General features: G+C 73.4%; 21 protein-coding genes and 1 pseudogene. 7 read left to right on the forward strand and 15 right to left on the reverse strand.

Annotated features, from left to right (window positions below):
- Positions 1-22 precede the first annotated feature (22 nt).
- The gene (locus CO540_RS15615) at positions 23-712 is read left to right on the forward strand and encodes a permease prefix domain 1-containing protein (protein ID WP_091582340.1); all 690 of its coding nucleotides are present in this window, start codon (positions 23-25) and stop codon (positions 710-712) included.
- Between the two features lie 6 nt (positions 713-718).
- Here CO540_RS15615 and CO540_RS15620 read toward each other — a convergent pair whose 3' ends face one another.
- A complete protein-coding gene (locus CO540_RS15620; protein WP_099162616.1) occupies positions 719-1,060 on the reverse strand; it encodes a PadR family transcriptional regulator in 342 nt (113 codons plus the stop codon).
- A gap of 116 nt (positions 1,061-1,176) precedes the next feature.
- Between CO540_RS15620 and CO540_RS15625 the strand changes: the two genes are divergently transcribed.
- The 3 genes from CO540_RS15625 to CO540_RS15635 all read left to right on the forward strand — a co-directional run bounded on the left by CO540_RS15625 (position 1,177) and on the right by CO540_RS15635 (position 5,973).
- A complete protein-coding gene (locus CO540_RS15625) occupies positions 1,177-2,175 on the forward strand; it encodes a DNA primase (protein ID WP_099162617.1) in 999 nt (332 codons plus the stop codon).
- A gap of 40 nt (positions 2,176-2,215) precedes the next feature.
- Entirely contained in the window at positions 2,216-4,630 is a 2,415-nt protein-coding gene (locus CO540_RS15630; RefSeq protein WP_099162618.1) for a transposase, read from the forward strand.
- A gap of 122 nt (positions 4,631-4,752) precedes the next feature.
- A complete protein-coding gene (locus tag CO540_RS15635) occupies positions 4,753-5,973 on the forward strand; it encodes an ABC transporter substrate-binding protein (RefSeq protein ID WP_099162619.1) in 1,221 nt (406 codons plus the stop codon).
- Between the two features lie 117 nt (positions 5,974-6,090).
- On the opposite strand, the gene CO540_RS15640 is transcribed toward CO540_RS15635, so the two are convergent.
- The 4 genes from CO540_RS15640 to CO540_RS15655 all read right to left on the reverse strand — a co-directional run bounded on the left by CO540_RS15640 (position 6,091) and on the right by CO540_RS15655 (position 11,188).
- Positions 6,091-6,684 (reverse strand): ATP/GTP-binding protein, encoded by a 594-nt coding sequence (locus CO540_RS15640; RefSeq protein WP_091582358.1) that lies wholly within the window; start codon positions 6,682-6,684, stop codon positions 6,091-6,093.
- Position 6,685: 1 nt separating this feature from the next.
- A complete protein-coding gene (locus tag CO540_RS15645) occupies positions 6,686-7,066 on the reverse strand; it encodes a DUF742 domain-containing protein (protein ID WP_013473970.1) in 381 nt (126 codons plus the stop codon).
- 100 nt (positions 7,067-7,166) lie between these two features.
- Positions 7,167-7,571: a roadblock/LC7 domain-containing protein gene (locus tag CO540_RS15650; protein WP_013283992.1), complete on the reverse strand. Its 405-nt coding sequence runs from the start codon at positions 7,569-7,571 to the stop codon at positions 7,167-7,169.
- Complete coding sequence (locus CO540_RS15655; RefSeq protein ID WP_099162620.1) at positions 7,568-11,188, reverse strand: sensor histidine kinase; 3,621 nt, start codon at positions 11,186-11,188, stop codon at positions 7,568-7,570. Before CO540_RS15655 ends, CO540_RS15650 begins: the two co-directional genes overlap by 4 nt.
- Positions 11,189-11,548: 360 nt before the next feature.
- Here CO540_RS15655 and CO540_RS15660 point away from each other — a divergent pair, with 360 nt between their 5' ends.
- A complete protein-coding gene (locus CO540_RS15660) occupies positions 11,549-11,986 on the forward strand; it encodes an ATP-binding protein (RefSeq protein ID WP_253865961.1) in 438 nt (145 codons plus the stop codon).
- On the opposite strand, the gene CO540_RS15665 is transcribed toward CO540_RS15660, so the two are convergent.
- From CO540_RS15665 to CO540_RS15680, 4 genes and pseudogenes are all read right to left on the reverse strand, one after another.
- Positions 11,987-13,063: an adenosine deaminase gene (locus CO540_RS15665; RefSeq protein WP_091582371.1), complete on the reverse strand. Its 1,077-nt coding sequence runs from the start codon at positions 13,061-13,063 to the stop codon at positions 11,987-11,989.
- A 47-nt stretch (positions 13,064-13,110) separates the two neighbouring features.
- Positions 13,111-13,524, reverse strand: a complete 414-nt coding sequence (locus CO540_RS15670; protein WP_099162622.1) for a PPOX class F420-dependent oxidoreductase — start codon at positions 13,522-13,524, stop codon at positions 13,111-13,113.
- Entirely contained in the window at positions 13,521-14,090 is a 570-nt protein-coding gene (locus CO540_RS15675; RefSeq protein ID WP_099162623.1) for an NADPH-dependent FMN reductase, read from the reverse strand. The genes CO540_RS15670 and CO540_RS15675 overlap by 4 nt, the downstream gene beginning before the upstream one ends.
- A pseudogene (locus CO540_RS15680) lies at positions 14,078-14,703 on the reverse strand (YitT family protein). Before CO540_RS15680 ends, CO540_RS15675 begins: the two are co-directional and overlap by 13 nt.
- A 56-nt stretch (positions 14,704-14,759) precedes the next feature.
- On the opposite strand from CO540_RS15680, the gene CO540_RS15685 reads away from it, so the two are divergent.
- Complete coding sequence (locus CO540_RS15685; RefSeq protein WP_099162624.1) at positions 14,760-15,257, forward strand: MarR family winged helix-turn-helix transcriptional regulator; 498 nt, start codon at positions 14,760-14,762, stop codon at positions 15,255-15,257.
- A gap of 3 nt (positions 15,258-15,260) precedes the next feature.
- Positions 15,261-16,112 (forward strand): putative RNA methyltransferase, encoded by an 852-nt coding sequence (locus tag CO540_RS15690; protein WP_099162625.1) that lies wholly within the window; start codon positions 15,261-15,263, stop codon positions 16,110-16,112.
- A 6-nt stretch (positions 16,113-16,118) separates the two neighbouring features.
- On the opposite strand, the gene CO540_RS15695 is transcribed toward CO540_RS15690, so the two are convergent.
- The 6 genes from CO540_RS15695 to CO540_RS15720 all read right to left on the reverse strand — a co-directional run bounded on the left by CO540_RS15695 (position 16,119) and on the right by CO540_RS15720 (position 23,349).
- Positions 16,119-16,799 carry a DUF4272 domain-containing protein gene (locus CO540_RS15695; RefSeq protein WP_099162626.1) on the reverse strand — a complete coding sequence of 227 codons (681 nt, stop codon included), beginning with the start codon at positions 16,797-16,799 and terminating at the stop codon, positions 16,119-16,121.
- Between the two features lie 110 nt (positions 16,800-16,909).
- Positions 16,910-18,190 carry a thymidine phosphorylase gene (locus CO540_RS15700; protein ID WP_099162627.1) on the reverse strand — a complete coding sequence of 427 codons (1,281 nt, stop codon included), beginning with the start codon at positions 18,188-18,190 and terminating at the stop codon, positions 16,910-16,912.
- A 162-nt stretch (positions 18,191-18,352) separates the two neighbouring features.
- Complete coding sequence (locus CO540_RS15705; protein WP_099162628.1) at positions 18,353-19,054, reverse strand: cytidine deaminase; 702 nt, start codon at positions 19,052-19,054, stop codon at positions 18,353-18,355.
- Between the two features lie 103 nt (positions 19,055-19,157).
- Entirely contained in the window at positions 19,158-20,438 is a 1,281-nt protein-coding gene (locus CO540_RS15710) for an ABC transporter permease (RefSeq protein WP_099162629.1), read from the reverse strand.
- 2 nt (positions 20,439-20,440) lie between these two features.
- Positions 20,441-21,799 carry an ABC transporter permease gene (locus CO540_RS15715; protein WP_099162630.1) on the reverse strand — a complete coding sequence of 453 codons (1,359 nt, stop codon included), beginning with the start codon at positions 21,797-21,799 and terminating at the stop codon, positions 20,441-20,443.
- On the reverse strand, positions 21,796-23,349 hold the full coding sequence (locus CO540_RS15720) for an ABC transporter ATP-binding protein (protein WP_099162631.1): 1,554 nt from the start codon (positions 23,347-23,349) through the stop codon (positions 21,796-21,798). The genes CO540_RS15715 and CO540_RS15720 overlap by 4 nt, the downstream gene beginning before the upstream one ends.
- Positions 23,350-23,454: the final 105 nt, after the last annotated feature.

Below are 23,454 nucleotides of genomic sequence, written 5' to 3' on the forward strand. Positions count from 1 at the left end.
CCGCCGGTGGCAGGCTGGTGCCATGCGGGTGGATCAGGGGGCAGGGGTCGAGGGCCGGCTGCGCGAGTTGTCCGGGCGGCTGCACGGGCCGACCCGGCTCAAGGCCGACCTGCTGACCGAGGCGCGGCACGCGCTGGAGGACGCCGTCGAGGCGTACCGGGAGGGGGGCCTGCCGCGGGCGGAGGCCGAGCGGCGGGCGGTGGCCGAGTTCGGCAGCGCCGCCCAGCTCGTACCCGGCTACCAGGCCGAGCTGGCCGCCGGGGCGCTGCGCGGGCTGGCCCTGCGCACGCTGGCGGTGGCGGTGGTGCTCATGTCCGCCGGCGACCTGACCTGGCGGGGGTCGAGCTGGAGCGCCGGGCCCCGACCGCCGTCGGGCTACCTGCTGCTCTCCGCCGCGTTGAACGGCATCTGGGCGGTGGTCGCCGGGCTGGCCCTGCTGGGGCTGCTGCTCGGCGCGCTGGCCGCCCGGCGTGGCTCGCCGCGGCTGGTCCGGTCGGCCCGCGCGGTCGGCTTCGGGCTGACCGGTGGGCTGCTGCTCGGCGCGCTCGCCGGGGGCGCCCTGTTCGGCTGGTCGGTGCGCCTCTGGGACGCCGCGCTGACCTGGCCCCCGATGATCGTCGGCGCGGTGGTGGTCTCGGCCGCCTGGTTCGCCCTGGCCCGGGCGGCGCGGTGGTGGCTGCTCAGCAACCGCGTCCCGCGGCCGGCCGGGTGACCCCGGTCAGGCCGGCGCGGTCGGCGGCTCGTCGGCGCCGAGGAACCGGCCGACGGTGGCGCTGAACTCGCGCCAGCCCGCGCGTTCGCCGGCGAGCGCCCGGCCGCCGGCATCGGTGAGCTGGTAGGTGCGTCGTTCCCGGCCGTTGACGGTGCTCCACGTGCTGTCCACCAGCCCGGCCCGCTCCAGTCGGCGCAGCGCCGGATAGATCGTGCCGGTGGGCAGGTCGAGCGTGCCTCCGCTGCGGGCCCGCAGCGCCTCGATGATCGCGTAGCCGTGCAGGGCGCCCCGCTCCAGCACGGCCAGCAGCAGCGCGTCCAGGTGTCCGTGCAGCGCCTGCGCCTTCATGTGTAGCGAGCCTACTTGTCGGGCGCGCGGGACGCCACCGGGGTGCGGCTCCCGGTCGGAACCGGTCGCCCACTAGGGTATGTGCGCAGAGTCACTCGGCGGCGCGACGCCGTCGGGTGGGCAACCGAACGCACACGGAGGTCAGCGTGGCCCGCCAGTCGCCCCAACGGCCCGACGCCGACGAGCCCGAGCTCGACGAGACCGACGCGTCGGCCGCAGCAGACGAGGTCGAGGTCGACCGCCCGGCGGCGGACCGCACGCTCTGGGACGAGGTGCGGATCGACCCGGTGGAGATCGCCCTTCCCGCCGGCACCGGCTTCACGCTCCGGGCCTACCGGACGGCGCGCGAGCTGACCCCGACCGACGTCGCCGAGCGCGACGAGGACGACCCGTTCCTGGCCCGCCGTCAGGTCGTCGAGACCGAGGAGGACGAGGAGGTGGTGATCCTCGACGAGGAGTTCGCCGCCCTCTCCGCCGAGAAGGACGACGAGGACGAGGACAAGGACGGCGGCCGCGCCGGGGGACGTCGCCGGGGCAGGACCGGCGACGCCGAGGCCGAGACGGACGACGACGAGGCCGACGAGGCCGACGAGGACGAGGCCGAGGACGACGAGGACGACGCGGGCGACGAGGAGGTGCCGGTCTTCCTCAGCCACAAGGGCCGGCTGCTGCTGTTCAAGACCCCCGAGTCGCTTGTCACTTTCATCCGTTCCGGTGCGCCCAACGACCTGTCCCAACTGGACAGCTGGAATGAACTGTCCGAACGGCTGGAACCGGCCGACATCGCCCCGCTGGACGAGGACACCTACGAACTCGACCTGGTGGTGGAGAACCTTCGCGGCGGTCACGACGCCTGGGATCCCGCGCTGCTGATCGAAGCCGGCGAGATCGCCCGTGACCTGTCGTACGCCCTGCGGCTACCGGCCGTGCTCGACATGCTCTCCGCCGGCTCCAGCCTGGACGATCTGGACGAGGCGCTGCGCGCTTCTGTCAATGGCGGAATCGGTGGTTTCCTGGGTCGGCGCCGGCTGAAGAAAATCGGGGCACAAACCGCAAGTTTGGGTTGGCGCACCATTGTCGGCAAGATCTCTGCTGTTGTGGACTGGCGCGACTGACCCGGAGCGGGGAGCATCAGTCTCTGGCAGAACAAGACCTGTGTCCCGGGAGGAGGACGACGCCGTGGCGCTCGTGCGCGTGTACTGCGGTCTGGCCTCGGCAGATCCGGCCGACCGAACGGCTTCGGCCGGAACGACGCTGACGTCCGCTGTGGTCGACGACGCAGGCCGTCTGCTGCACGTCTGTGAGATCGGTGACGAGCCCGCCGGCTACGCCCGGCTGGTCGCGCTGCTGGTGGAGCGGTCCGGTGGGCCGAGTGGGGTGGCGATCGCCGCCGACTCCGACGACCACACCGTCACCTCGCTGCTCAGTGCCGCCGGCCGGCCGCTGGCGATCGCCGACGACGACTCGGTCGACGACTTCGCCGAGCGCTTCGCCGACGACGACTCCCTCGAGGAGATGCAGTCCTCCCCGGTCGAACGCCGGGCGGTCGGGCTGGCCCGGGCCCTGCAGGCGGGCGCGCTGTCCGCGGTGACCCTCCCGGCGCCGCGCGACCTGGCCGGCTACAAGCAGGTCCTGGCCGCGCACGCGGCACTGGCCAGCGGGCGGCACTCGGCCGCGGTGACGCTGCGCGAGGTCCTCCGCGAGCTCTATCCGGCGGCGCTGCGCGCGTACCCGGATCCCGCCGAGCCGGTCGCCCTGGCCGTGCTCGACGCGCTGCCCGAGCCGGGCATGCTGACCGGCGCGTCCGGTCGCGGCCGCGACGCCGGCGTGGCCGCCGACGCGGTGACCGCGCAGCTGGCCGCCGACGGCCTGGCCGACGCCGACCGGATCGACGAGGCCGTGACCGCGCTGCGCGTCGCCATCTCCGAGACGCCCCGGCGGGCCACTGTCAACCGATCGCTCACCGCCGCCGTCGCCGAGACGGTGCGACAGGCCGTCGCGTCGGTCCGGGCCTGCGACGCCGGCTGCGACGCGCTGGTGGGTGCGCTGGCCGAGCGGGCCGCCCCCGCGCCGGTGGCCGGCCGCCGGGCCGCCGCCCGCCGGGGCGAGCAGGTGGACGAACTGACCCCGACCGTGTCGACCGGGCTGCGTCCGGTGCGCCCGGCCGAACCCGAGCCGACCGTCGAGCACGCCCTCCGGCGGGCCCGCCCCGAGCCGGCCCCCGACACCGTCGAGCCGGGTGGCCGCCGCGCCCGCCCCGAGCCCGTGCCCGGTGGCCGGCGCAGCCGCCCGGAGCCCGTCTCCGGTCCGGCCGCACCGCCGTCGCCCCGACCGCTCGGCCCGCCGCCGGTCGCGCCCGCGCCGGTGGCTCCGCCGCCGGTCGCACCGACCCCGGTCGCCCCGGCAGCGGCGCTGGGTCGGCCGATGTCGGCTCCCCCGAGCCGCCCCGAGCCGACCGGCGCACCCCTGCCGTCGCGGGTGGACGGTCCGACGAACCGGCCGATCTCCGCTCCGCCCCCGCCGCCGCCCGGCATCACGCCGATCGCCCCGTCCCAGCGCGGCGCCGTGCCGCCCGCCGACGCCGGCGAGCCGTTCCGCCCGACGCTGACCACCGCCGCGATCAACAAGGCGCGGGCGGAGCGGCAGCGCACGGTGATCCCGCCGCGCCCCAAGACCAACCAGGAGCCGCCGACCGGCGGGTTCAGCGCCACCGACCTGAGCGTTCCGGTGCCGAGCCCGCGCCCGTCCGCGCCGGAACCCGCCCCGCCGGGCTCCCGCGCCAACTGGCCGCTGGTCAACACCGGCGACGACCAGAACGACCGGGAGCGGGAGGCGCCCGCCTACCCGTACGGGCGGAGCGTGGACGCGCCGAGCGACCCGGGACGGGTCACCCCGCCGTGGCTCGCCGACGACCTGCCCCAGGAGCCGCCGATGCTGCGCCTGGTGGAGCCGCCGCCGCTCGCCGACCGGGCGCTGCGCAACGAGCTGGACCAGCCGACCGACCCGGGCCTCGACACGCCCCCGCTGCGGCTGGTCGACCCGGCCGACGCCGCGCGTCGGGCACCCCGCGCCGAGCTGCCCCCGCCGTTGGAGCGGCGTCCCGCGCCCAAGGAGCACCGGCCGCCGCCGGTGTCGGACGAGGGCGACGGTGACCTGCTGATCTTCGCGCAGGCCAAGTCGGCCTGGTTCGTCGGGCACGGCGACGAGGCGGACCTGGAGTGGTCGAGCACCGCGGACACCGGGTGGCAGGCCGCCGAGCAGGCCGCCCGCCCGTCGGTGGGCTCGGAGACCAAGGCGGGCCTGCCGAAGCGGGTCCCCCAGGCCAACCTGGTGCCGGGCTCGCCGCTGCGCGAGGAGCGTCCACTGCGGATCGTCCGCAACGCGGCCAGCCTCGCCGAGAACACCACTGGCTACTTCCGGGGTTGGCGTCGCGGTCAGGAGATCGGTGGCTTCGCGGTCGGCGGTCGGCCGGGCCGCGAGGCGGCCGGCGGCTGGGACTTCAGCCGGGACACCGGCGACCGCGACGACGAGCGGGAATACGAATACCGCTCAGCGGGATACCGGTCCTGACCACCACGCCTCGGCGTGTTCCTACCCACACCCGGACGATTTGACGTCGGGTCCGGCCGGCCGGGAACATACCCGGCGGACCAGCGGCGGCGCCTGTTCGCCGGGGTGGGAAGGCGACTCCATTGGCGACACCGGCATTCGACTCCACCGTGCTCACCCGTCGGGGCGTTCTCGCCGCCGCGGCCGGCAGCCTGCTGCTGGCCGGCTGCGGGCCGCAGGGGCAGCGCCCGGGTGACGGCGGGACCAGCAGCGCACCGGGCGACCAGGACCTGTTCGTCGGCGCGAGCCTGGAGCTGAGCGGACGCGGCGCGACGCTCGGCGTGTTCCAACGCCGCGCGCTGGAGATCACCGCGGAGTCGCTGAACCGGACCGGCATCCAGGTCGGCACCCTGCTCCGGTCGATCCGGTTGGACATCCGGGACAACGGTGGCAGCCCGGAGGTCGCCGCCCGACAGGCCGCCGAGCTGACCCGCGCCGGGGCGCAGGCACTGGTCGGTGGCGTCCTCGGTGAGACCGCGGCGGCCCTCGCGGCGGCGGCCCAGCGGCTCAAGACGCCCTACCTGTCCCTGGGCTACGGCGACCGCATCGTGCTCCCGCTCCAGGAGCGTACGTTCAGCTTCAAGCTCACCCCGGACGGCACCGACATGGCCCGCCGGATGGCGGACCTGCTCGAATCACAGCGGATCCGCCGGGTGGTCCTGCTCGCGGCGGACGGACCCCACGGCGACTCGGGCGTGCGCGCCGTGCGGGACGCGCTCGACAACAGCAGGGTGGACCTGGTCCGGACGGTACGGCTGCCGGAGACCGGACGGAGCTTCCGCTCCGCCGCCGAGCGCGCCGCCGCCGGAAAGCCGGACGGGGTCATCGTCTGGGGCACCGCGCCCGACTCCGGTGACGCGGCGCGGGAGCTGCGGCGCGCCGGTCACCGCGGCCCGCTCTTCTTCGACGCCGGGGCGGTCGCCGACGACACCGTGAGCGGCGCCAACGCGACGGCGGTGGAGGGGGCGTACGCCGTGCACCCGGCCTGCCTGGGCGGCTCCCCGCTGACCGCCACCAGCACCGCGCAGGTGGCCCGTCAGGACTTCGACCGGCGCTACACCCAGCGGCACGGCACCTCGGTCGCCTTCGCCCCGTACGCGTCGGACGCGCTTCAGCTCCTGGCCGCGTCGGCGCGGAAGGCGACGAGCCTCGACCGGGGCCGGTTGCGGGCGTTCCTCCAGACCCAGATGGCCGAGGGCATCGCCGGCGGCTACGCCTTCACCGAGGGCCGGCACGGTGGCATGGAGGCCGACTCGCTCGGCGTCTACCTGGTCTCCCAGGGCAGCTGGACCCGGTACGCCTGACCGTCGTCCGGTGACCGTCCCGGCGGGACGGTCACCGGACGACCGCGTACCGCATTCGACCACGGACGGCAGGAAGCGCCCGGTGGCCCATGGCCGCCGGGCGCTTCCGCGTGTCGGTCAGGCGGGCGCGACGGCCCGCGAGCGCCGCATGGTGAGCACGTACTCGACCAGCGAGATCAGTACGTGCTTCGTCGACTCCCGGTTACGGGCGTCGCACGGCACCACCGGCACGTCGCGGGAGATCGCGAGCGCGTCCCGTACGTCCTGCGGATCGTGGTACTGCATGCCGTCGAAGCAGTTGATGGCGATCAGGTACGGCAACCGCCGGTGCTCGAAGAAGTCGATCGCGGCGAAGCAGTCGGCGAGTCGACGGGTGTCGACCAGCACCACCGCGCCGATCGCGCCCCGGACCAACTCGTCCCACATGAACCAGAACCGCGTCTGACCCGGCGTACCGAAGAGGTACAGGATCAGGTCACGGTCGATCGAGATACGACCGAAGTCCATCGCCACCGTGGTCGTCGTCTTGCCCGGCACCTGCCGGGTGTCGTCGACGCCCACGCCGGCGGAGGTCATGATCGCCTCGGTGGTCAGCGGCGTGATCTCCGAGACCGAACCGACCAGCGTCGTCTTGCCGACGCCGAATCCACCGGCGATAACGATCTTCGCCGACGTCACGCGCCCGCTCGGGACCGGCGGCCGGTGCGACATGTCAGAGCCTGCGAAGTCCACTCAGCACCCTCTCCAGCAGTTCAGTGCCCACCGCGTCGTCAGAGTCGTCCAAAATGGTCGGCTCGTGGACCGCGACCAGGCCGTCCGTCGCCATGTCGGCGATGAGCACCCGGGCCACGCCGAGCGGAAGCTGCATCCGCGCCGCGATCTCGGCAAGCGACTGCACGCGTCCGTCACACAACGCGGCTATGTACTGGTGTTCACGACCGTGGCCACCACCATTGCCAGTGGCAACCGCTCGGCCGCGCACCGTCGTCTCGACGAGCGCCTCCAGGGCGATGTCGAGCCGGGGACGGGTACGACCTCGGGTCACGGCGTACGGCCGGACCAACGCTCCCGTCGGCTCGTCACGATCCGCCATGTCGCCGCTCACCTCCCTCGCACCCGGCACCGGCTCGCCCCGGTGGCATCCGTCGCTGTCGTCGTTGTTCCCGCTCCTGACCCACCGGCCAGCGCGTCATTCAGCCCATCATCCCCACAGCCGTACGCGGCTGCGGCGTCAGGGCGTCGCCCACCCGGTCCACGAGCAGGGCCATCTCGTACCCGACCTGACCCACGTCGCAGCTACGCGCCGCGAGCACCGCGAACGACGAGCCGTCCGAGATGGACATCAGGAACAGGAAGCCGTTGTCCATCTCGACGACTGTCTGCAGCACCGCTCCGCCCTCGAAGCAGCGCGCCGCGCCCTGGGTCAGGCTGACCAGGCCGGACGCGATCGCCGCGAGCTGGTCGGCGCGGTCCCGCGGGAGGTCACGGGACGAGGCGAGAAGCAGGCCGTCGGCCGAGACCGCGACCGCGTGCGCCACACCGGGCACCCGGTCGGCGAAGTTGGCGAGCAGCCATCCGAGATCCTGCGTAGTAGTCATCCTTGTTGCTCCTTCTGCCCGCTCCCGGCCACCGGGCCTGAGCCAGACTGCGAGGACTGCTGCCCGCCCGGAGTGCCCTCCGGGCCGGTCGTGTTGCTGTCGGTCGTGTTCCGCCCCCGCTGCACGCCCCGATGGTAGGCCGAGAGCAGGCCCCGGACACCCTCCGGCGTCCGCCGCTGCGACGACGGCGACGGCTTGTCGATGCTGCCCGGCACGAGCTGCGCCATCGGCGTCCGCTTCGGCAGGCCCTTCTGCGTGGTCTCCTCCACCGGCACCTCGGTGGCGGCCGAGGCGGCCCGCCAACCGTCGTCGGCCGCGGTCTGCCACGGCGAGGGCTGCTGCGGCGACGCCGGCTGCCGGGTCGGCAGCCCACCGGCGTACGCCGGACGCGCGTTGCCGTTCGCCGTGCCGTTGTCACGCGGGGCTCCGCCGGCCGTCGGAGTGTGTGCCATCGGTGTGTTACCTGTCGTTGCGGGTGTGGTCTGCGGCACAGCCCGGCCTGCGGTGTCCACCTTGGCGAACTGCTGGGTCGCGGCGCCGTTGGCCGGCCCGGCCGGGGCGGCCGCCGCCTCCTCGTTGGGCCCGGGCCGACGGGTGCGGAACCAGGCCGACTCGAGCTCCCGGAAGATCGGCAGCTCCATCGTCTCGTCCGCGTACCGCTGGCGGTTGCCGGGCTGCTGCGGTGCGGCCTGGCGCGGTGCGGGGGCCGGCTGAGGGGCCGCCGGCTGGGCGGCGGGCTGCTGCGGCGCCATCGACGGCGTCTCCGTGCGCGGGACCCGCGGCAGCTCCGTGGTCATGTCCATGCCGGCGGGCATCCGCTCCGGCATGGCGGGGGCCGGCGCCGGGGCGACCGGCGGCCAGACCGGCGGGGCGCCCACGTGCGGAGCGGACGTCGACGGGACCGGACGCGACGGCAGCTGGTCGGTCGGCGGGGCGGAGACCGGGTAGCCCGCGGTCGGCTGGCCGGAGACCGGCGCGGCCGAGACGGGGTGGCCCGAGACCGGGTAGCCGGAGACCGGCGCGGCCGACACCGGACGGCCCGGGTACGGGTCGCCGGAGACCGGGTGACCGGAGACCGGAGCGGCCGAGACGGGACGGCCCGGGTACGGGTTGTTCGCGTACGGGTTGCCCGAGACCGGCGCGCCGGAGACCGGCGGCAGCGGCGGGGCCGACACCGGTGGGACCGGCGGGGCCGACACCGGCGGCGGGTTGTAGGGCCGCGCCTCCGGGCTGCTGGGCAGCTGCCGCGGGATGGCCGGCTGCTGACCGGTCGTGGCCGGGTCGCCCTCGGCCGGGTTGCGCCGCTGGGGCAGCGGGTCGACCGGCTGGCCGTTGGCGGCCCGCGGGGCGTAGCCGTCGCCGCCACCGGCGTTGGCGCCGGTGAGGTCGGACCAGGCCGGCATGGCACGACCGCCGCCGGCGTTGGCCGGGGTGCCGGAGCCGTTGCGGTGGCCCGGGTCGAAGGAACGCCCGCCGAGCGTGACCTGGTTGCCGGAGCCGCCGGGGTGCGGCGCGGGGGGCGGGGTGTGCGGGCCGTTGCCGAGCGCGGCCAGGGCGCCGAAGGCCGGCGTGGGGCCGCCCTGCTGCGGGCCGGCTGCGGGCAGCGCCGGGGCCGGCATCCCGCGACCGGCGAGGGCGCGCGGCACCAGGACCGAGGTGGGCAGCGTGACGTCGGCGACGGTGCCCCGGTCGGCGGCGGGCCGCAGCTCGACCTTGACGCCGTGCCGGGACGCCAGCCGGGCGACCACGACCAGGCCCATCATCCGGGAGACCGCCACGTCCACCTGCGGCGGCGTGGCGAGCCGCTCGTTCAGGTCGCGCAGCTGCTCGGAGCTGATGCCGATGCCGCGGTCCTCCACGTAGAGCGAGGCGCGGTCGCCGACCCGACGGGCCTCGACCATGACGCTCGAGTCCGGCGGTGAGAAGGCGGTGGCGTTGTCGAACAGCTCGGCGACCAGGTGCACCAGGTCGTTGACCGCGTGCGCGGCGACCTCGATGTCGCGGTCGATGACCCCGAACTCGATCCGGGTGTAGTGCTCGACCTCGGACTGGGCGGCGCGGAGCACGTCGATCAGGGCGGCCGGCTCGCGCTGCACACGGGTGGAGTCCGCACCGGCGAGGACCAGCAGGTTCTCGTCGTTGCGGCGCATCCGGGTGGCCAGGTGGTCGAGCTGGAACAGCTCGGCCAGCCGGTCCGGGTCCTCCTCGCCGCGCTCCAGCCGGTCGAGGTGGCCGATCAGCCGGTCGACCAGGATCTGCGAGCGGCGGGCCAGGTTGACGAACATGGTCGCGACGGAGGCGCGCAGGGCCGCCTGCTCGGCCGCGGTGCGGACCGCCTCCAGGTGGACGGCGTTGAACGCCTCGGTCACCTGACCGAACTCGTCCTTGCTGCGGACCGGCAGCGGTTCGGCGATCTGGTTGGCCAGCTGCACCGGGGAGAGCTGACCGGTCACCTGCGGGTCGCGCAGCCGGGCCACCGCCTGCGGCAGGCCGTACTGGGCCACCGACAGGGCGCCCTGACGCAGGTCGCGCAGCGAGCGGGCCATCGACCGGGCGACCAGGTAGGCGAAGAGGATGGCCAGCAGCAGCATGGTGAGCAGCAGGCCGGTCTCGAGGAACACCTGGCGCTGCGTGTCCGACCGCAGCTCGTCGGCCTGCCGGACCACGTTGCCGTCGAGCCGGGACTCGACCGTGCGGATCAGCTTGGCGTTGCCGACCATCGCCTGGTCCCACTGGTCCGGCCCGAACGGCGCGTTCTTCATCGAGCCGCTGTTGTTCGCCGACATGAAGCCGGTGAGGTTGTCGGCCTTACGCAGGTCGGGTCCCTCGACCGTCTGGTCGAAGAACTCGGCGTCGGCCGGGGTGGCCACGGAGCGGAACGTCGCGAGGGCCTGCGCCTGGGCGGTGCCGCTGGCGATGAACTGCTCGCGCAGCGCGGGGCTGTACTGCCCCTGGGTGAGTGCCTGGTGCACGACCACCCGGCGCTGGGCCAGGTATTCCTTCTGCCGGGCGACCGCGGCGGCGGCGCGCATCCGGTCGCTCAGGTCGTTGTCACCGGCGAGCTGGGTGGCCGAGTCACGGATCGAGAGCAGGTCGTTGATCAGGCGCTCGTACGCCTTCTCCGCCTCGTCGATCTTGAGCTTGCCGTTCAGCACCTGGCTGCGGGTGGCCGGCAGGTCCTTGAGCTGGTCGTCGATCTCGTCCAGCCGGGCCTCGAAGTTGCGCGGCAGGTCGTCGATCTCGCCCCGCTGGCGCAGGTAGGGGCCCTTGGCCTGGTCCACCCGCTGGTTGGCCCGGTTGTAGGCCTCCTGGTACTGCGCCCGGGTCTGGAGTTCCTTCGCTCCGAGGAAGAGCACCGAACCGACCCGCTCGTCCTGCATCGTGTCGGCCAGGTCACCCGAGTAGCCGATCAGGCTGGCGAGGTCGCCGGCCCGGTTGGCATTGTTGAGCGTCTCCAGGTGGTCGACCAGACCGCTGGTGCCCACCACGACCGTGGCGATGGTCGGCACGATCATGATCAGACCGAGCTTGGACCAGATCGGCATGTCGCGCAGCCGACTCGCCGGCCGGCGCAGCCGCGACAGGAAGGAGCCCGCCGTCGTTGGCCGTTTGCTCACGTCACCGCCCTCGCAAAACCGCGTCCGACGTCACCTGAGGGCAACGCCGAGCGACCGACCCGGCGGGTCGGACCTCCGAGATTCCATCACGCCGCCTCCCAAAGAGAAAGCCCAGGTTGGCCCTCGCCGGAGGTGTGATGAGATGTTGATGCAATTTGATAGCAATCCGTCTGGCCGGAGTCACTGAAGGTAATGGAACACCCGCATCGCGTCGTCCTGCTCGCCGGGCCCTCCGGCTCGGGAAAGTCGTACATAGCCCAGCGAACCGGACTTCCGGTGCTGTGTCTGGACGACTTCTACAAGGACGGCGATGACCCTACGTGTCCACGCCGAAACGGACAGGTGGACTGGGAGTCCCCCTTGTCCTGGGACGCGGACACGGCGGTGGAAACCATTGCCCGACTGGCCCGGGAGGGCAAGGCCGAAGTGCCGGTTTATGCGATCGGCGCGGACCGGCGGGTGGCCACCCGGCCATTCGACGTCGACGGATCGCCAATTTTCGTCGCCGAAGGGATCTTCGCCGCCGAGATCGTCGCCGAGTGCCGGCGCCGGGGGCTGCTCGCCGGGGCGTACGCGCTGCGGCGCCCGCGTGGCGCGACCTTCCTGCGCCGGCTCGCCCGCGATCTCACCGAGCAGCGCAAGGCCCCCCGCGTGCTGGTCCGGCGCGGGATCACGCTGCTGCGGACCGAGCCGGCCGTGCTGCGCCGGCAGACCGGCCTGGGCGCCGAGGCCGCCCGCGCCCGGCAGGTGCTGCGCGGGGTGGCCGCCCTGCTCGCCGGCCACCCGCGCCGCCGGTGATCAGCCGATCAGCTTGGCGTACGCCGGCTTGATCACCTCGTCGATGATCCGCAGCCGCTCGTCGAACGGGATGAACGCGCTCTTCATCGCGTTGATGGTGAACCACTGGAGTTCCTTCCAGCCGTAGCCGAAGGCGTCCACCAGCAGCGCCATCTCCCGCGACATCGAGGTGCCGCTCATCAGCCGGTTGTCGGTGTTCACCGTCACCCGGAAGCGCAGGTCGCGCAGCAGCCCGATCGGGTGGTCGGCGATCGACGCCGCCGCGCCGGTCTGCACGTTCGACGACGGGCACAGCTCCAGCGGGATGCGCTTGTCCCGCACGTACGCCGCCAGCCGGCCCAGCACCGGCGGGTTGCCGGGGGTGATGTCGTCCACGATGCGCACGCCGTGGCCCAGCCGGTCCGCCCCGCACCACTGGATCGCCTGCCAGATCGACGGCAGGCCGAACGCCTCGCCGGCGTGGATGGTGAAGTGGAAGTTCTCCCGCTGGAGGTACTCGAACGCGTCCAGGTGCCGGGTGGGCGGGAAGCCGGCCTCGGCGCCGGCGATGTCGAAGCCGACCACCCCGGTGTCGCGGTGCCGCACCGCCAGCTCGGCGATCTCCTGCGACCGGGCGGCGTGCCGCATCGCGGTGAGCAGCGTGCCGATCCGGATCGGCGTGCCCGCCTCGGCGGCCAGCGCGCTGCCCTCCCGGAACCCGGTGACCACCGCGTCGACCACCTCGTCGAGGGTGAGGTTCTGCTCCAGGTGCTGCTCGGGCGCGAACCGCACCTCGGCGTAGACGACGCCGTCGGCGGCCAGGTCCAGCGCGCACTCCCGGGCGACCCGACGCAGCGCGGGCGCGGTCTGCATGACCGCGACGGTGTGCGCGAACGTCTCCAGGTAGCGCTCCAGCGAGCCGGAGTTCGCCGCCTCGGAGAACCAGCGTCCCAGCGCCTCCGGGTCGGTGGTGGGGAGTTCGTGGCCGGCCTCGGCGGCCAGCTCGACGATCGTCGCGGGCCGCAGGCCGCCGTCGAGGTGATCGTGCAGCAGCGCCTTGGGGACCTTGACGATGTCCTCGTACGAGATTGCGACCATGCTCAGACCCTAGTCACCGGCGGTACCGGTCCGGCACCGGACCGGCTTCAGGGACGCCAGCCGTAGACCCGCTCGACGCTCAGGCGCAGGACCAGGCGGCCGTCGGCCACCATGGCGGCCCGGTAGTCCGCCCAGTCCGGGTGCTCGCCGCGGATCCGCCGGTAGACCTCGACCAACTCGTCGACCGTCGCGTCGTCGGTCGCGGCGGCCGGCGGGGTGAGCGTCACCGTGCCCTCGGCCACCGCGTACGCGCCGCCGTCGGCGGTGGTCACGTGGAAGCTGGCCCGGGGGTCCCGGCGCAGGTTGCGCACCTTCGCCCGGTCGGCCGTGGTGGAGCAACGGATCAGGCCCGGCTCGGCCAGGTAGTCGAGGTTGGACAGCTGCGGGCGTCCGTCCCGGCGCAGGGTGGCCAGCACCCCGCGCCCGTGCTCGCCGAACAGCTCCCAGAGCCGGGCGCTCATGCGGTCACCCGCAGCGGCGCGAGCGCGGCGGCCAGCCGGACGAGCCGGTCGAGCATCAGCGCGGCGGCGTCGTCCCGGCCCGGGTCGGCGCGCAGCTCACCCGACTCGTCCAGCGCCTGCCGCAGGAAGACGACCACCGCGTCGTTGACCGGCGTCATGTTCAAGGTCGTCACCACCTGCTTGATCATTTGCACCGCGCGCAGGCCCCCGGAGGTCATCCCGTAGCTGACGAAGCCCACCGGCTTGTGCTGCCACTCGTGGTAGAGGTAGTCGATCGCGTTCTTGAGCGGCGCGCTGAAGCCGTGGTTGTACTCCGGCATCACCAGGACGAAGGCGTCCGCGGCATCGGTGGTGGCGCTCCACGTGTGGGTGTGCTCGTGCAGGTAGACCCGCTCCGACGGATGGTGCGGCTCGTCGTGGAAGGGCAGTCCGACCTCGGCCAGGTCGACGAGGCGTACCTCGTCGAAGCCGCCGTGGCGGACGGCGGCGGCGGTGAACCAGTCACCGATGCGGCGGCCGACCCGACCGGGGCGGGTGCTGGCGACGATCACGTTCAGGCGGGGCATGGTGGGGTCACTCCTGTCGGGGTGGCGGCCGGGGCCGGCACGGTGAGTCGGGGAACGAGCCAGGCGACGATCGGGCCGATGCCGACCGCGTAGAGCAGGGTGCCGGGACCGACGGCCCCGCCGAGCAGCCAACCGACCGCCAGCACGGTCACCTCGATCAGGGTGCGTACCGGGCCGAGCGGGAGGCCGCGGGCGGCCAGGCCGGTCATCAGCCCGTCGCGCGGACCGGGACCGAGGCGGGCGCCCAGGTAGAGCGCGGTGGCGAGACCGTTGAGCAGGATGCCCGCGACCAGCAGCCCGATCCGACCGGCGAGCGGGTCGAGCGGGGGACCAGGGCCAGCGTCGCGTCGAGGGCCAGCCCGACCAGGGCGACGTTCGCCACCGTGCCGATGCCGGGGCGCTGCCGCAACGGGATCCACAGCAGCAGCACCAGCAGTGCCACGCCGTTGACCAGCAGGCCCATCGGCAGGCCGGTGCGGGCGGCGAGGCCCTGGTGCAGCACGTCCCAGGACGCGAGGCCGAGGTCGGCGCGGACCATCAGCGCGACGCTGACGCCGAACAGGGTCAGGCCGGCGAGCAGCCGAACCACCCGGGCCGACATTTTCGTTGACATGTCATCAACCTAGGCGGCATGTTGGTGACATGTCAACCAACCGTTAGGATCGGGGCATGGACGAACCGCGCTGGCTCGACGAGCGGGAGGACCGCGCGTGGCGGGGCTACCGGCGGATGCGCCGGCTGCTCGACCTGGAGCTGGCCCGCGAGCTGATGCAGGACGCCGGCCTCTCCGAGCCGGACTACGACGTGCTGAGCGACCTCTCCGAGACCCCCGACCAGCGGATGCGGCTCAGCGAGCTGGCCGACCGGATGCTCTGGTCCCGCAGCCGGCTCTCCCACCACATCTCCCGGATGCAGCAACGCGGCCTGGTCGTCCGGGAGGAGTGTGCCACCGACGGGCGCGGCTCGGTGGTGACCCTCACCCCGGCCGGCCGGCGGGCCGTCGAGGCCGCGGCGCCGGCGCACGTGGCCGCCGTCCGCCGCCACCTGATCGACCTGCTCACCCCGGCCGAGCTGGCGGCACTCGGCACGCTCAGCCAGCGGGTGGTCGACCGTCTCGCCGGCCGACCCGGCGACGGCGCCGGTCGACGCGCGGAAGCGGCGGGCTGAGCCGTGGACCACCGGATCCTGGGCCGGCTGCGCTGCCCGGTCTGCGCCGAGCCGCTGGCCGAGGCCACCGCCGGCACCACCCGCGCGCTGCGTTGCCCGCGCGGGCACAGCTTCGACACCGCCCGGCAGGGATACGTCAACCTGCTCGCCGGCCGCACCCCGCACAGCGGGGACAGCGCCGACATGGTCTCCGCCCGGTCCGACTTCCTCGCCGCCGGGCACTACGACACCGTCGCCACCGCACTGGCCTCCGCCGCGACGCGCGTCGCGCCCGACGACCCGTACCCCCTGGTGGTGGACGCCGGCGCGGGGACCGGCCACTACCTCGCGGCGGTGCTGGCGGCGCTGCCGGACGCCCACGGCCTGGCGCTGGACGTCTCCAAGCCGGCGCTGCGCCGCGCGGCCCGGGCCCATCCGCGCGCCGCCGCCGCGTTGGCCGACACCTGGCAGCGGTTACCGCTGGCCGACCGGTCCGTGACCGTGCTGCTGAACGTCTTCGCGCCGCGCAACGGTCCGGAGTTCCACCGGGTGCTCGACCCGGCCGGAGCGCTGCTGGTGGTCACCCCCGCAGTCGACCACCTGGCCGAGCTGGTCGACGCGCTCGACCTGCTCCGGGTGGACCCCGACAAGGCCGACCGGGTGGCCGGCAGCCTGGGCGGCCACTTCGCCGAGGATTCCGTCACCGAGCACCGGGCCCGGCTGGCGCTGACCCGCGCCGAGGTCACCACGCTGGTGGGGATGGGACCCAGCGCCTGGCACGCCGACCCGGGACGGCTCGCCGCCCGGATCGCCGGGATGCCCGAGCCGACGCCGGTCACGCTCGCCATCCGGCTGGGCGTGCACCGGCCGCGCTGACCGGCGTCAGGTGGAGAGGTCGACCTCTTCCCAGCCCGGCGGCTCCTCGTGGTACGGCCCGCGCAGCACCACGGCCCACTCCAACGCCCACCGGCGCTGGCCGATCGCGTTGGCATCCACCAGCCCGGGCAGCGCCCGGCCGGCCCGCTCGGTCTCCAGGTAGGCCCAGTCCAGGCAGTAGTGCAGGTCGAGCAGCGCCGCCGCGTCGGCGGGATGTTGCGGTGCGGCCAGGATCCGGGCCCGCCACTGCGGGAACGTCTCCCCGGTGACCAGGTTCGGCATCCGTTCGACCAGCCGCTCGTCGACCGGCACGGTCGGGTCCAGCTGCTTGGTCAGGCCGAGCACCCAGGCCAGCGAGAAGAGCGCGTCGTGGTGCAGCACGAACGACCGGTGGTCGCCCCGGCTGCCCATCACGAACTGCCACTCCGGCGGCGTCAGCATCTCGACCAGGTGCGAGTCGAGCAGCCAGCTCATCGCCGCCTGCGCGGGCATGCCGAAGCAGCGGGCCAGAATCAGGTGCAGCACCGCGATCCGGGCCTCGATCTCCGGGGTCGGGCGCAGCTCGATCTCGTCGCCCGGCTCCCACACCAGCGGGAACTGCGACGGCGGCAGCGGAAGACCCAGCCGGGACAGCTCGTCGAGGCTCGCCTCGCGGACGGCCCGAGGATCGGGAGCGGATACGCGCAACGGTCAGTCCCTGTCTGGTCGCCCCGGCTCGCCGCCGGTCGGTCCCCCTGGCCTGGGAGGATAGCGGCTCCGGCCGGGCCGGCACCATGGCCGGCCCGAGCCGGAACCCGTCAACCGATCCGGTCGATGACCAGCGGCGTGACGGCCGGCGCCTCGGCCGCCACCCGGATCGCCCCACGCGCCTCGGCCAGCGCCGCCGGGATCCGCTCGGCGTGCTCGGCGCGCAGCTCGAACAGCGGGTCACCGACCCGCACGCGATCGCCGGGGCGCTTGTGCAGGACCACGCCCGCCGGGACGCTCACCGGGTCCTCCTTGCGGGCCCGGCCGGCGCCGAGCCGCCAGGCGGCCACCCCGATCGCGTACGCGTCGACCTCGGCCACCCAGCCGTCCTCGGCCGCGGTGACGACCTCGACCTCCGGCGCGGTCGGCATCGGGGCGTCCGGGTCGCCGCCCTGCGCCCGGATCATCGTCCGCCAGGCGTCCATCGCCCGGCCGTCGCGCAGCGCGGCGGCCGGGTCGGCGTCCGGCAGGCCCGCGGCGTCGAGCATCTCCCGGGCCAGCGCCAGCGTCAGCTCCACCACGTCGGCCGGGCCGCCGCCGGCGAGCACCTCCACCGACTCGGTCACCTCGACCGCGTTGCCGACCGTCAGGCCGAGCGGGGTGGACATGTCGGTGAGCAGGGCGACCGTGCGCACCCCGTGCGCCCCACCCAGCTCGACCATGGTGCGGGCCAGCTCGCGGGCGTCGTCGACGTTCTTCATGAAGGCGCCGGAGCCGACCTTCACGTCGAGCACCAGCGCGCCGGTCCCCTCCGCGATCTTCTTGCTCATGATCGAGCTGGCGATGAGCGGGATCGCCTCGACGGTGCCGGTGACGTCGCGCAGCGCGTACAGCTTGCGGTCGGCCGGGGCGAGCCCGTCACCGGCCGCGCAGATCACCGCGCCGACGTCGCGGAGCTGGGCGATGAACTCGTCGTTGCGCAGCGCCGCCCGCCAACCCGGGATCGACTCCAGCTTGTCCAGCGTGCCGCCGGTGTGACCGAGCCCCCGGCCGGACAGCTGCGGGACGGCCGCGCCGCACGCGGCGACCAGCGGGGTCAGCGGCAGGGTGATCTTGTCGCCGACGCCGCCGGTGGAGTGCTTGTCCACGGTCGGCCGGGCCACCGACGACAGGTCCAGCCGCTCGCCGCTGGCGATCATGGCGGCGGTCCACCGGGCGATCTCCGGGCCGGTCATGCCGCGCAGCAGGATCGCCATGGCCAGCGCCGACATCTGCTCGTCGGCCACCAACCCCTTGGTGTACGCGTCGACCACCCAGTCGATCTGGCCGTCGCTCAGCACACCCCCGTCCCGCTTCGTCCGGATGACGTCAACCGCCGTGAAAGCACTCACTTCTCAAGATCCAATCAATTGATCGCGCGTGGCCGCACCGACCCGCGAACGGTGACCGTCGAGGAATCGGGCCGACCGTGACCGGCGGAGGGATCAAGCCTGACCGCCCGGAGCCGGGCACGGTCGGCCCGATTCCCCCAGCTCAACCCCACTTCAACCGGCTCAACCCCAACGGACCGGAATCTCCGAAGGAGGCTCACCCTCACCGGCCCAGAAGATCGTCCCGGACGCGTCCACCACGACCACACGCGGCGTCCGCGCCAACCCCCACTCGATCGCGCCGGCCGGCTCGTCCCAGGTCGGGCCCTCCTCCAGCACGCCGGTCTCGGTGTCCTCGGCGTCCCCGGCCGACCGCTCCCAGTAGGTCGTCCAGACCTGCTGCCCGCCGGACAGGTCGGGGTGCACGAACACCGTCCCCCGGCCGCGCCAGGCGGCCAGCCGGTCCGGCACCACGGGCACCGGATGCTCGCCGGTCACCGCCTCGATGTCGGCCACGTCGAAGGCGTGCGGGAGCAGCTCCGCCATCCGCAGCGGCCCGCTCTTCGCCTCGATCAGGCACTCCGGCCCGCCCTGCTCCCAGAGCAGCTGCCGGCACCGGCCGCACGGCATCAGCGGCTCACCGGTCGCGTCGACGCAGGACAGCGCCACGATCCGACCGCCGCCGGTGGCGTGCAGCGAGGAGACGACGCCGCACTCGGCGCAGAGCGTCACGCCGTAGCCGGCGTTCTCCACGTTGCAGCCGACCACGACCCGGCCGTCGTCGACCAGGGCGGCGGCGCCGACGGGAAACTTCGAGTAGGGCACGTAGGCGTGCCGCATCACCTCGGTGGCGGCGGCCCGCAGCCGCTCCCAGTCGATCTCCATCACGACTCCCATTCTGCCCAATCCACGCCGATCGGTCACCGGCGCGGCCGGAGACGACGATGCCCGGCGGGTCCTCCCGCCGGGCACGTCGTGTCGCGGAGGCTCAGCCCTTGATGTACGGCTTGCCGTCGGCGGCCGGTGCCCGGACCTTGCCGACCAGCCCGGCCACCGCCAGGATCGTCGCCAGGTAGGGCAGCATCGCCAGGAACTGGCTCGGGATGCCACTGCCGATCGCGCCCAGGTAGGTGGCGAGCTGGTCGGCGAAGCCGAAGAACAACGCCGCGAGCAGCGCGCCCGTCGGGCTCCACCGGCCGAAGATGAGCGCGGCCAGGGCGATGAAGCCCTTGCCGCCGATCATGTTCTTGGTGAACGAGTAGAGCGCCAGCGTGTACGACGCCCCACCGACACCGGCCACCAGGCCAGCCATGATCACGTTGCGGTAGCGCAACCGCAACACCTTCACGCCCACCGTGTCGGCGGCGGTCGGGTGCTCACCCACCGACCGGGTCCGCAGGCCCCACCGGGTCCGGAACAGGGCCAGGTGGATGACCAGCACCAGCAGCAGGCCGAGGTAGAGGAAGATGTTGCCCCGGAACAGCGCCGGACCGATCAGCGGGATGTCCTTCAGCAACGGGATCTCCCAGTTGCTGAAGCGCGGCGCGCTGTTGTACTTCGCCGCGTCGGTCTGCATCAGCCGCTCGTAGAGGAAGCCGGTGACGCCGACCGCCAGCAGGTTCAGCACGATGCCCATGACCACCTGGTCGACCAGGTAGCGGATGGCGAACACGGCCAGCAGCAGCGAGATGAACGCGCCGCCGATCGCGGCGGCCACCAGGCCGACCCAGACGCTGCCGGAGATGCTGCCGAACAGCGCGCCGGAGAAGGCGCCCATCAGCAACTGGCCCTCGATCGCCACGTTGACCACGCCGGAGCGCTCGCAGAGCACGCCGGCCAGCGCGCCGAAGATCAGCGGCAGCGCCAGGATGAACGTGCCCCGGACGACGTTGACCAGCGGCATGAAGTTGCGGCCCTCGGGGGCGGCGGAGACCTGCCAGCACAGGAAGCTCAGCACGAAGGCGACCAGCCCGGCGCCGAGCAGCAGCGTGAACCATCGCTTGGGCACGCCGGCCAGCAGGGCGGCACCGGCCGCGGCGGCGATGACCCCGAACAGGATCGCGCCGATCGTGCCGTTGATCTCCAGGGCGGCGCCGCCCTCGGTCTCGCTGAGCGTGAAGCGGGCCTGCTGGTCGGTGGCGAGCGCGCCGAACAGCACGGCCGCGAGCACACCCAGAGCCAGCAGGACCGCGCCGGCCTTGCGGGCACGCGTCCAGAAACCCTCGTCGACCGCGGTGACGGCGACCTCGGGGACAGCGGTGGTGGACATGCTCACCAGCCCTTCGCGAGGCTCGTCTGCAGCCGGGCGGCGCGGGCCGCCCGGAGCTGGAAGATCGCCTTCACCAGGGCGGGCGCGGCGATGAAGATGACGATGAGCGCCTGAAGCACGGTGACCAGCTCCAGCGAGATCCCGGAGTAGGACTGCATCCGGTTGCCGCCGGCCTGGAGCGCGCCGAACAGCAGCGCGGCCAGCAGCACGCCCCACGGCTTCACCCGGCCGAGCAGGGCGACCAGGATGCCGTCGAAGCCGATCTGCGCGATCACCAGCGGGGTCAACGCGTCGGCGGTGGAGCCGAGCACCATGTTCGAGCCGCCGAGGCCGGCCAGCAGACCCGCGGTCGCCATCACCAGCACGTACGTCTTGGTCACGCTGATGCCGGCGGTCCGGGCCGCGTCCGGGTTCTCGCCCACCGCGCGCAGCTCGAAGCCGAGCGTGGAGCGGTTGAGCAGCCAGGCGATGAACCAGGTGGCCAGCACCGCGAGCAGGATGCCGGCGTGCACCCGCAGGTCGTCGCCGAGCAGCCGGGGCAGCTGCGCGGAGGAGTCGACCGGCTTGCTGATCGCGTCCGCGCGGTCGGGGTTCTGCACCCCGCTCTGGATGATGATCCAGGACAGGAAGTAGATCGCCACGTAGTTGAGCATGATCGTGTTGATCACCTCGTGGGCGCCGGTCCGGGCCTTGAGGATGCCCGGGATGAAGCCCCAGAGGGCACCGCCGAGCGCGCCGGCGATCAGCGCCACCAGCAGGTGTACGCCGGGCGGCAGCGGCAACGCGAAGCCGGCGACGGCGGCCAGGATCACGCCGATGGTGGCCTGGCCCTGGGCGCCGATGTTGAACAGACCGCCGCGGAACGCCAGCGCCACCGACAGGCCGGTGAAGACCAGCGGCGCGGTGTAGGTCAGCGTCTCCGAGATCGGGCCCATGACGGCGGTGAATCCGACCGCGTCCGGGTCGAAGATCGCGCCCTTGAACAGGTTCGCGTACGCCTCGCTGACCACGGTCCAGCTGGCGTTCAGCGCGTCCGCCGGGCGGGCGGTGATGTAGCTGTAGGTGGCCAGCACCTCCGGGTCGGAGATGATGATCAGCACGGCGCCGACCAGCATGGCCAGCACCACCGCGAGCACCGTCACGGTGACCGTGTTCGCCGCCCAGAGGTTGTCCAGGAACAGCTTGCCCAGACTGGGCCGGGGCTCCCCGGCCGGTGGCTGCTTCGGCGCGGTGGCGGGCACCGGACGCTCGGCGTCGCCGGCCGGCGCGGTCGGCGTCGCCCGGGCCTCGCTGCGCGCCTCCTGCGCCTCGGTCGCCGGCTCCTTGTCCGGGGAGCCCGAGACCGGATTCGGGTTCGTCATGCCTCGTCCTCGTTGGCAGGGCGGTCAGCGGTCGGGGTGGCGGTGTCGGGCGTGATGCCGGCCATCAGCAGGCCGATCTCCTCGCGCGGGGTGTCCGGGCCGACGATGCCGATGATCCGACCGCGGTACATCACCGCGATCCGGTCGGCCAGGCCGATCACCTCGTCCAGCTCGCTGGAGACCACCATGACCGCGGTGCCGACGTCCCGCTCGCGGATCACCCGGCTGTGGATGAACTCGATCGAGCCGACGTCCACGCCCCGGGTGGGCTGCGCGGCGATGAAGAGCTTCAGCGGCCGGGACAGCTCCCGGGCCACGATCACCTTCTGCTGGTTGCCGCCGGAGAGCGTGCCGACTGCGGCGTCGGCCGACGAGGTACGGATGTCGAACTGCTCGATCCGCTCCTTCGCCGACTTCCCGATGGCGTCCGGCTTCAGCGACAGGCCCTTGCCGAACGGCGGCCGGTCGTAGATGTCCAGCACCAGGTTCTCCGCCACGGAGAACTCCTTGACCAGGCCGTCGACGCTGCGGTCCTCCGGCACGTAGCCGACGCCGGCGCGGAGCACCTTCTTGGTCGACCAGCCGTTCACCCCCTCGCCGTCGAGGCTGATCGTGCCGGCGAGCGTGGGACGCAGGCCCATGATCGCCTCGATCAGTTCGGTCTGGCCGTTGCCCTGCACGCCCGCGACGCCGAGCACCTCGCCGGCGCGCACGGTCAGGTCGACGCCGTCGACGGCGCGTACCTGCCGGTCGTCGTCGACGACCAGGCCGGCGATCTCCAGGATCGGCTTGCCGGGCTCGGCGGGCTTCTTGTCCACGGTCAGCCGGACGCTGCGGCCCACCATCAGCGCGGCCAGTTCGTCCCGGCTGGCGCTCGGCTCGGCGGTGCCCACGGTCCTGCCGCGCCGGATCACGGTGATCCGGTCGGCGATCGCCTTCACCTCGCCCAGCTTGTGGGTGATGAACACGATCGACTTGCCGGCGGCCTTGAGCGACCGCATGACCGTGAGCAGTTCCTCGGTCTCCTGCGGCGTGAGCACGGCCGTGGGCTCGTCGAGGATCAGCAGGTCGACGTCCCGGGTGAGCGCCTTGACGATCTCCACCCGCTGCTGGATGCCGACCGGCAGGTCCTCGATCACCGCGTCCGGGTCGACCCGGAGGTTGTAGCGCTCGGAGACCTCGGCGACCTCGCGCCGGGCGCGCCGGCGGTCGAGGATGCCGGCGAACGGCCCCCGGACCTGCTCGGCGCCGAGCATGACGTTCTCGGCCACGGTGAAGACCGGCACCAGCATGAAGTGCTGGTGCACCATGCCGATCCCGGCGGCGATCGCGTCCGACGGACCCTTCAGCTTCAGCGGCTTGCCGTCGACCAGGATCTCGCCCTCGTCGGGCTGGTAGAGCCCGTAGAGCACGTTCATCAGGGTCGACTTGCCGGCGCCGTTCTCGCCGAGCAGGGCGTGGATCTCTCCAGGCTCCACCGTGAGGTCGATGTGGTCGTTGGCGACCAGATCACCGAACCGTTTGGTGATGCCGCGCAGTTCGAGTCTCAGCGCAACCTCCTGGAGTGCGAGCGATGGTGCAGCGTAGCCACTGCCGCGCCGCCACCGCGCCGGGTGGGGGTGTGGGGGATCAAGGTGACCGGCCGCCCCGAGGCG

This window comes from Micromonospora sp. WMMA2032 (assembly GCF_002688545.1).
GTDB lineage: Bacteria > Actinomycetota > Actinomycetes > Mycobacteriales > Micromonosporaceae > Micromonospora > Micromonospora sediminicola.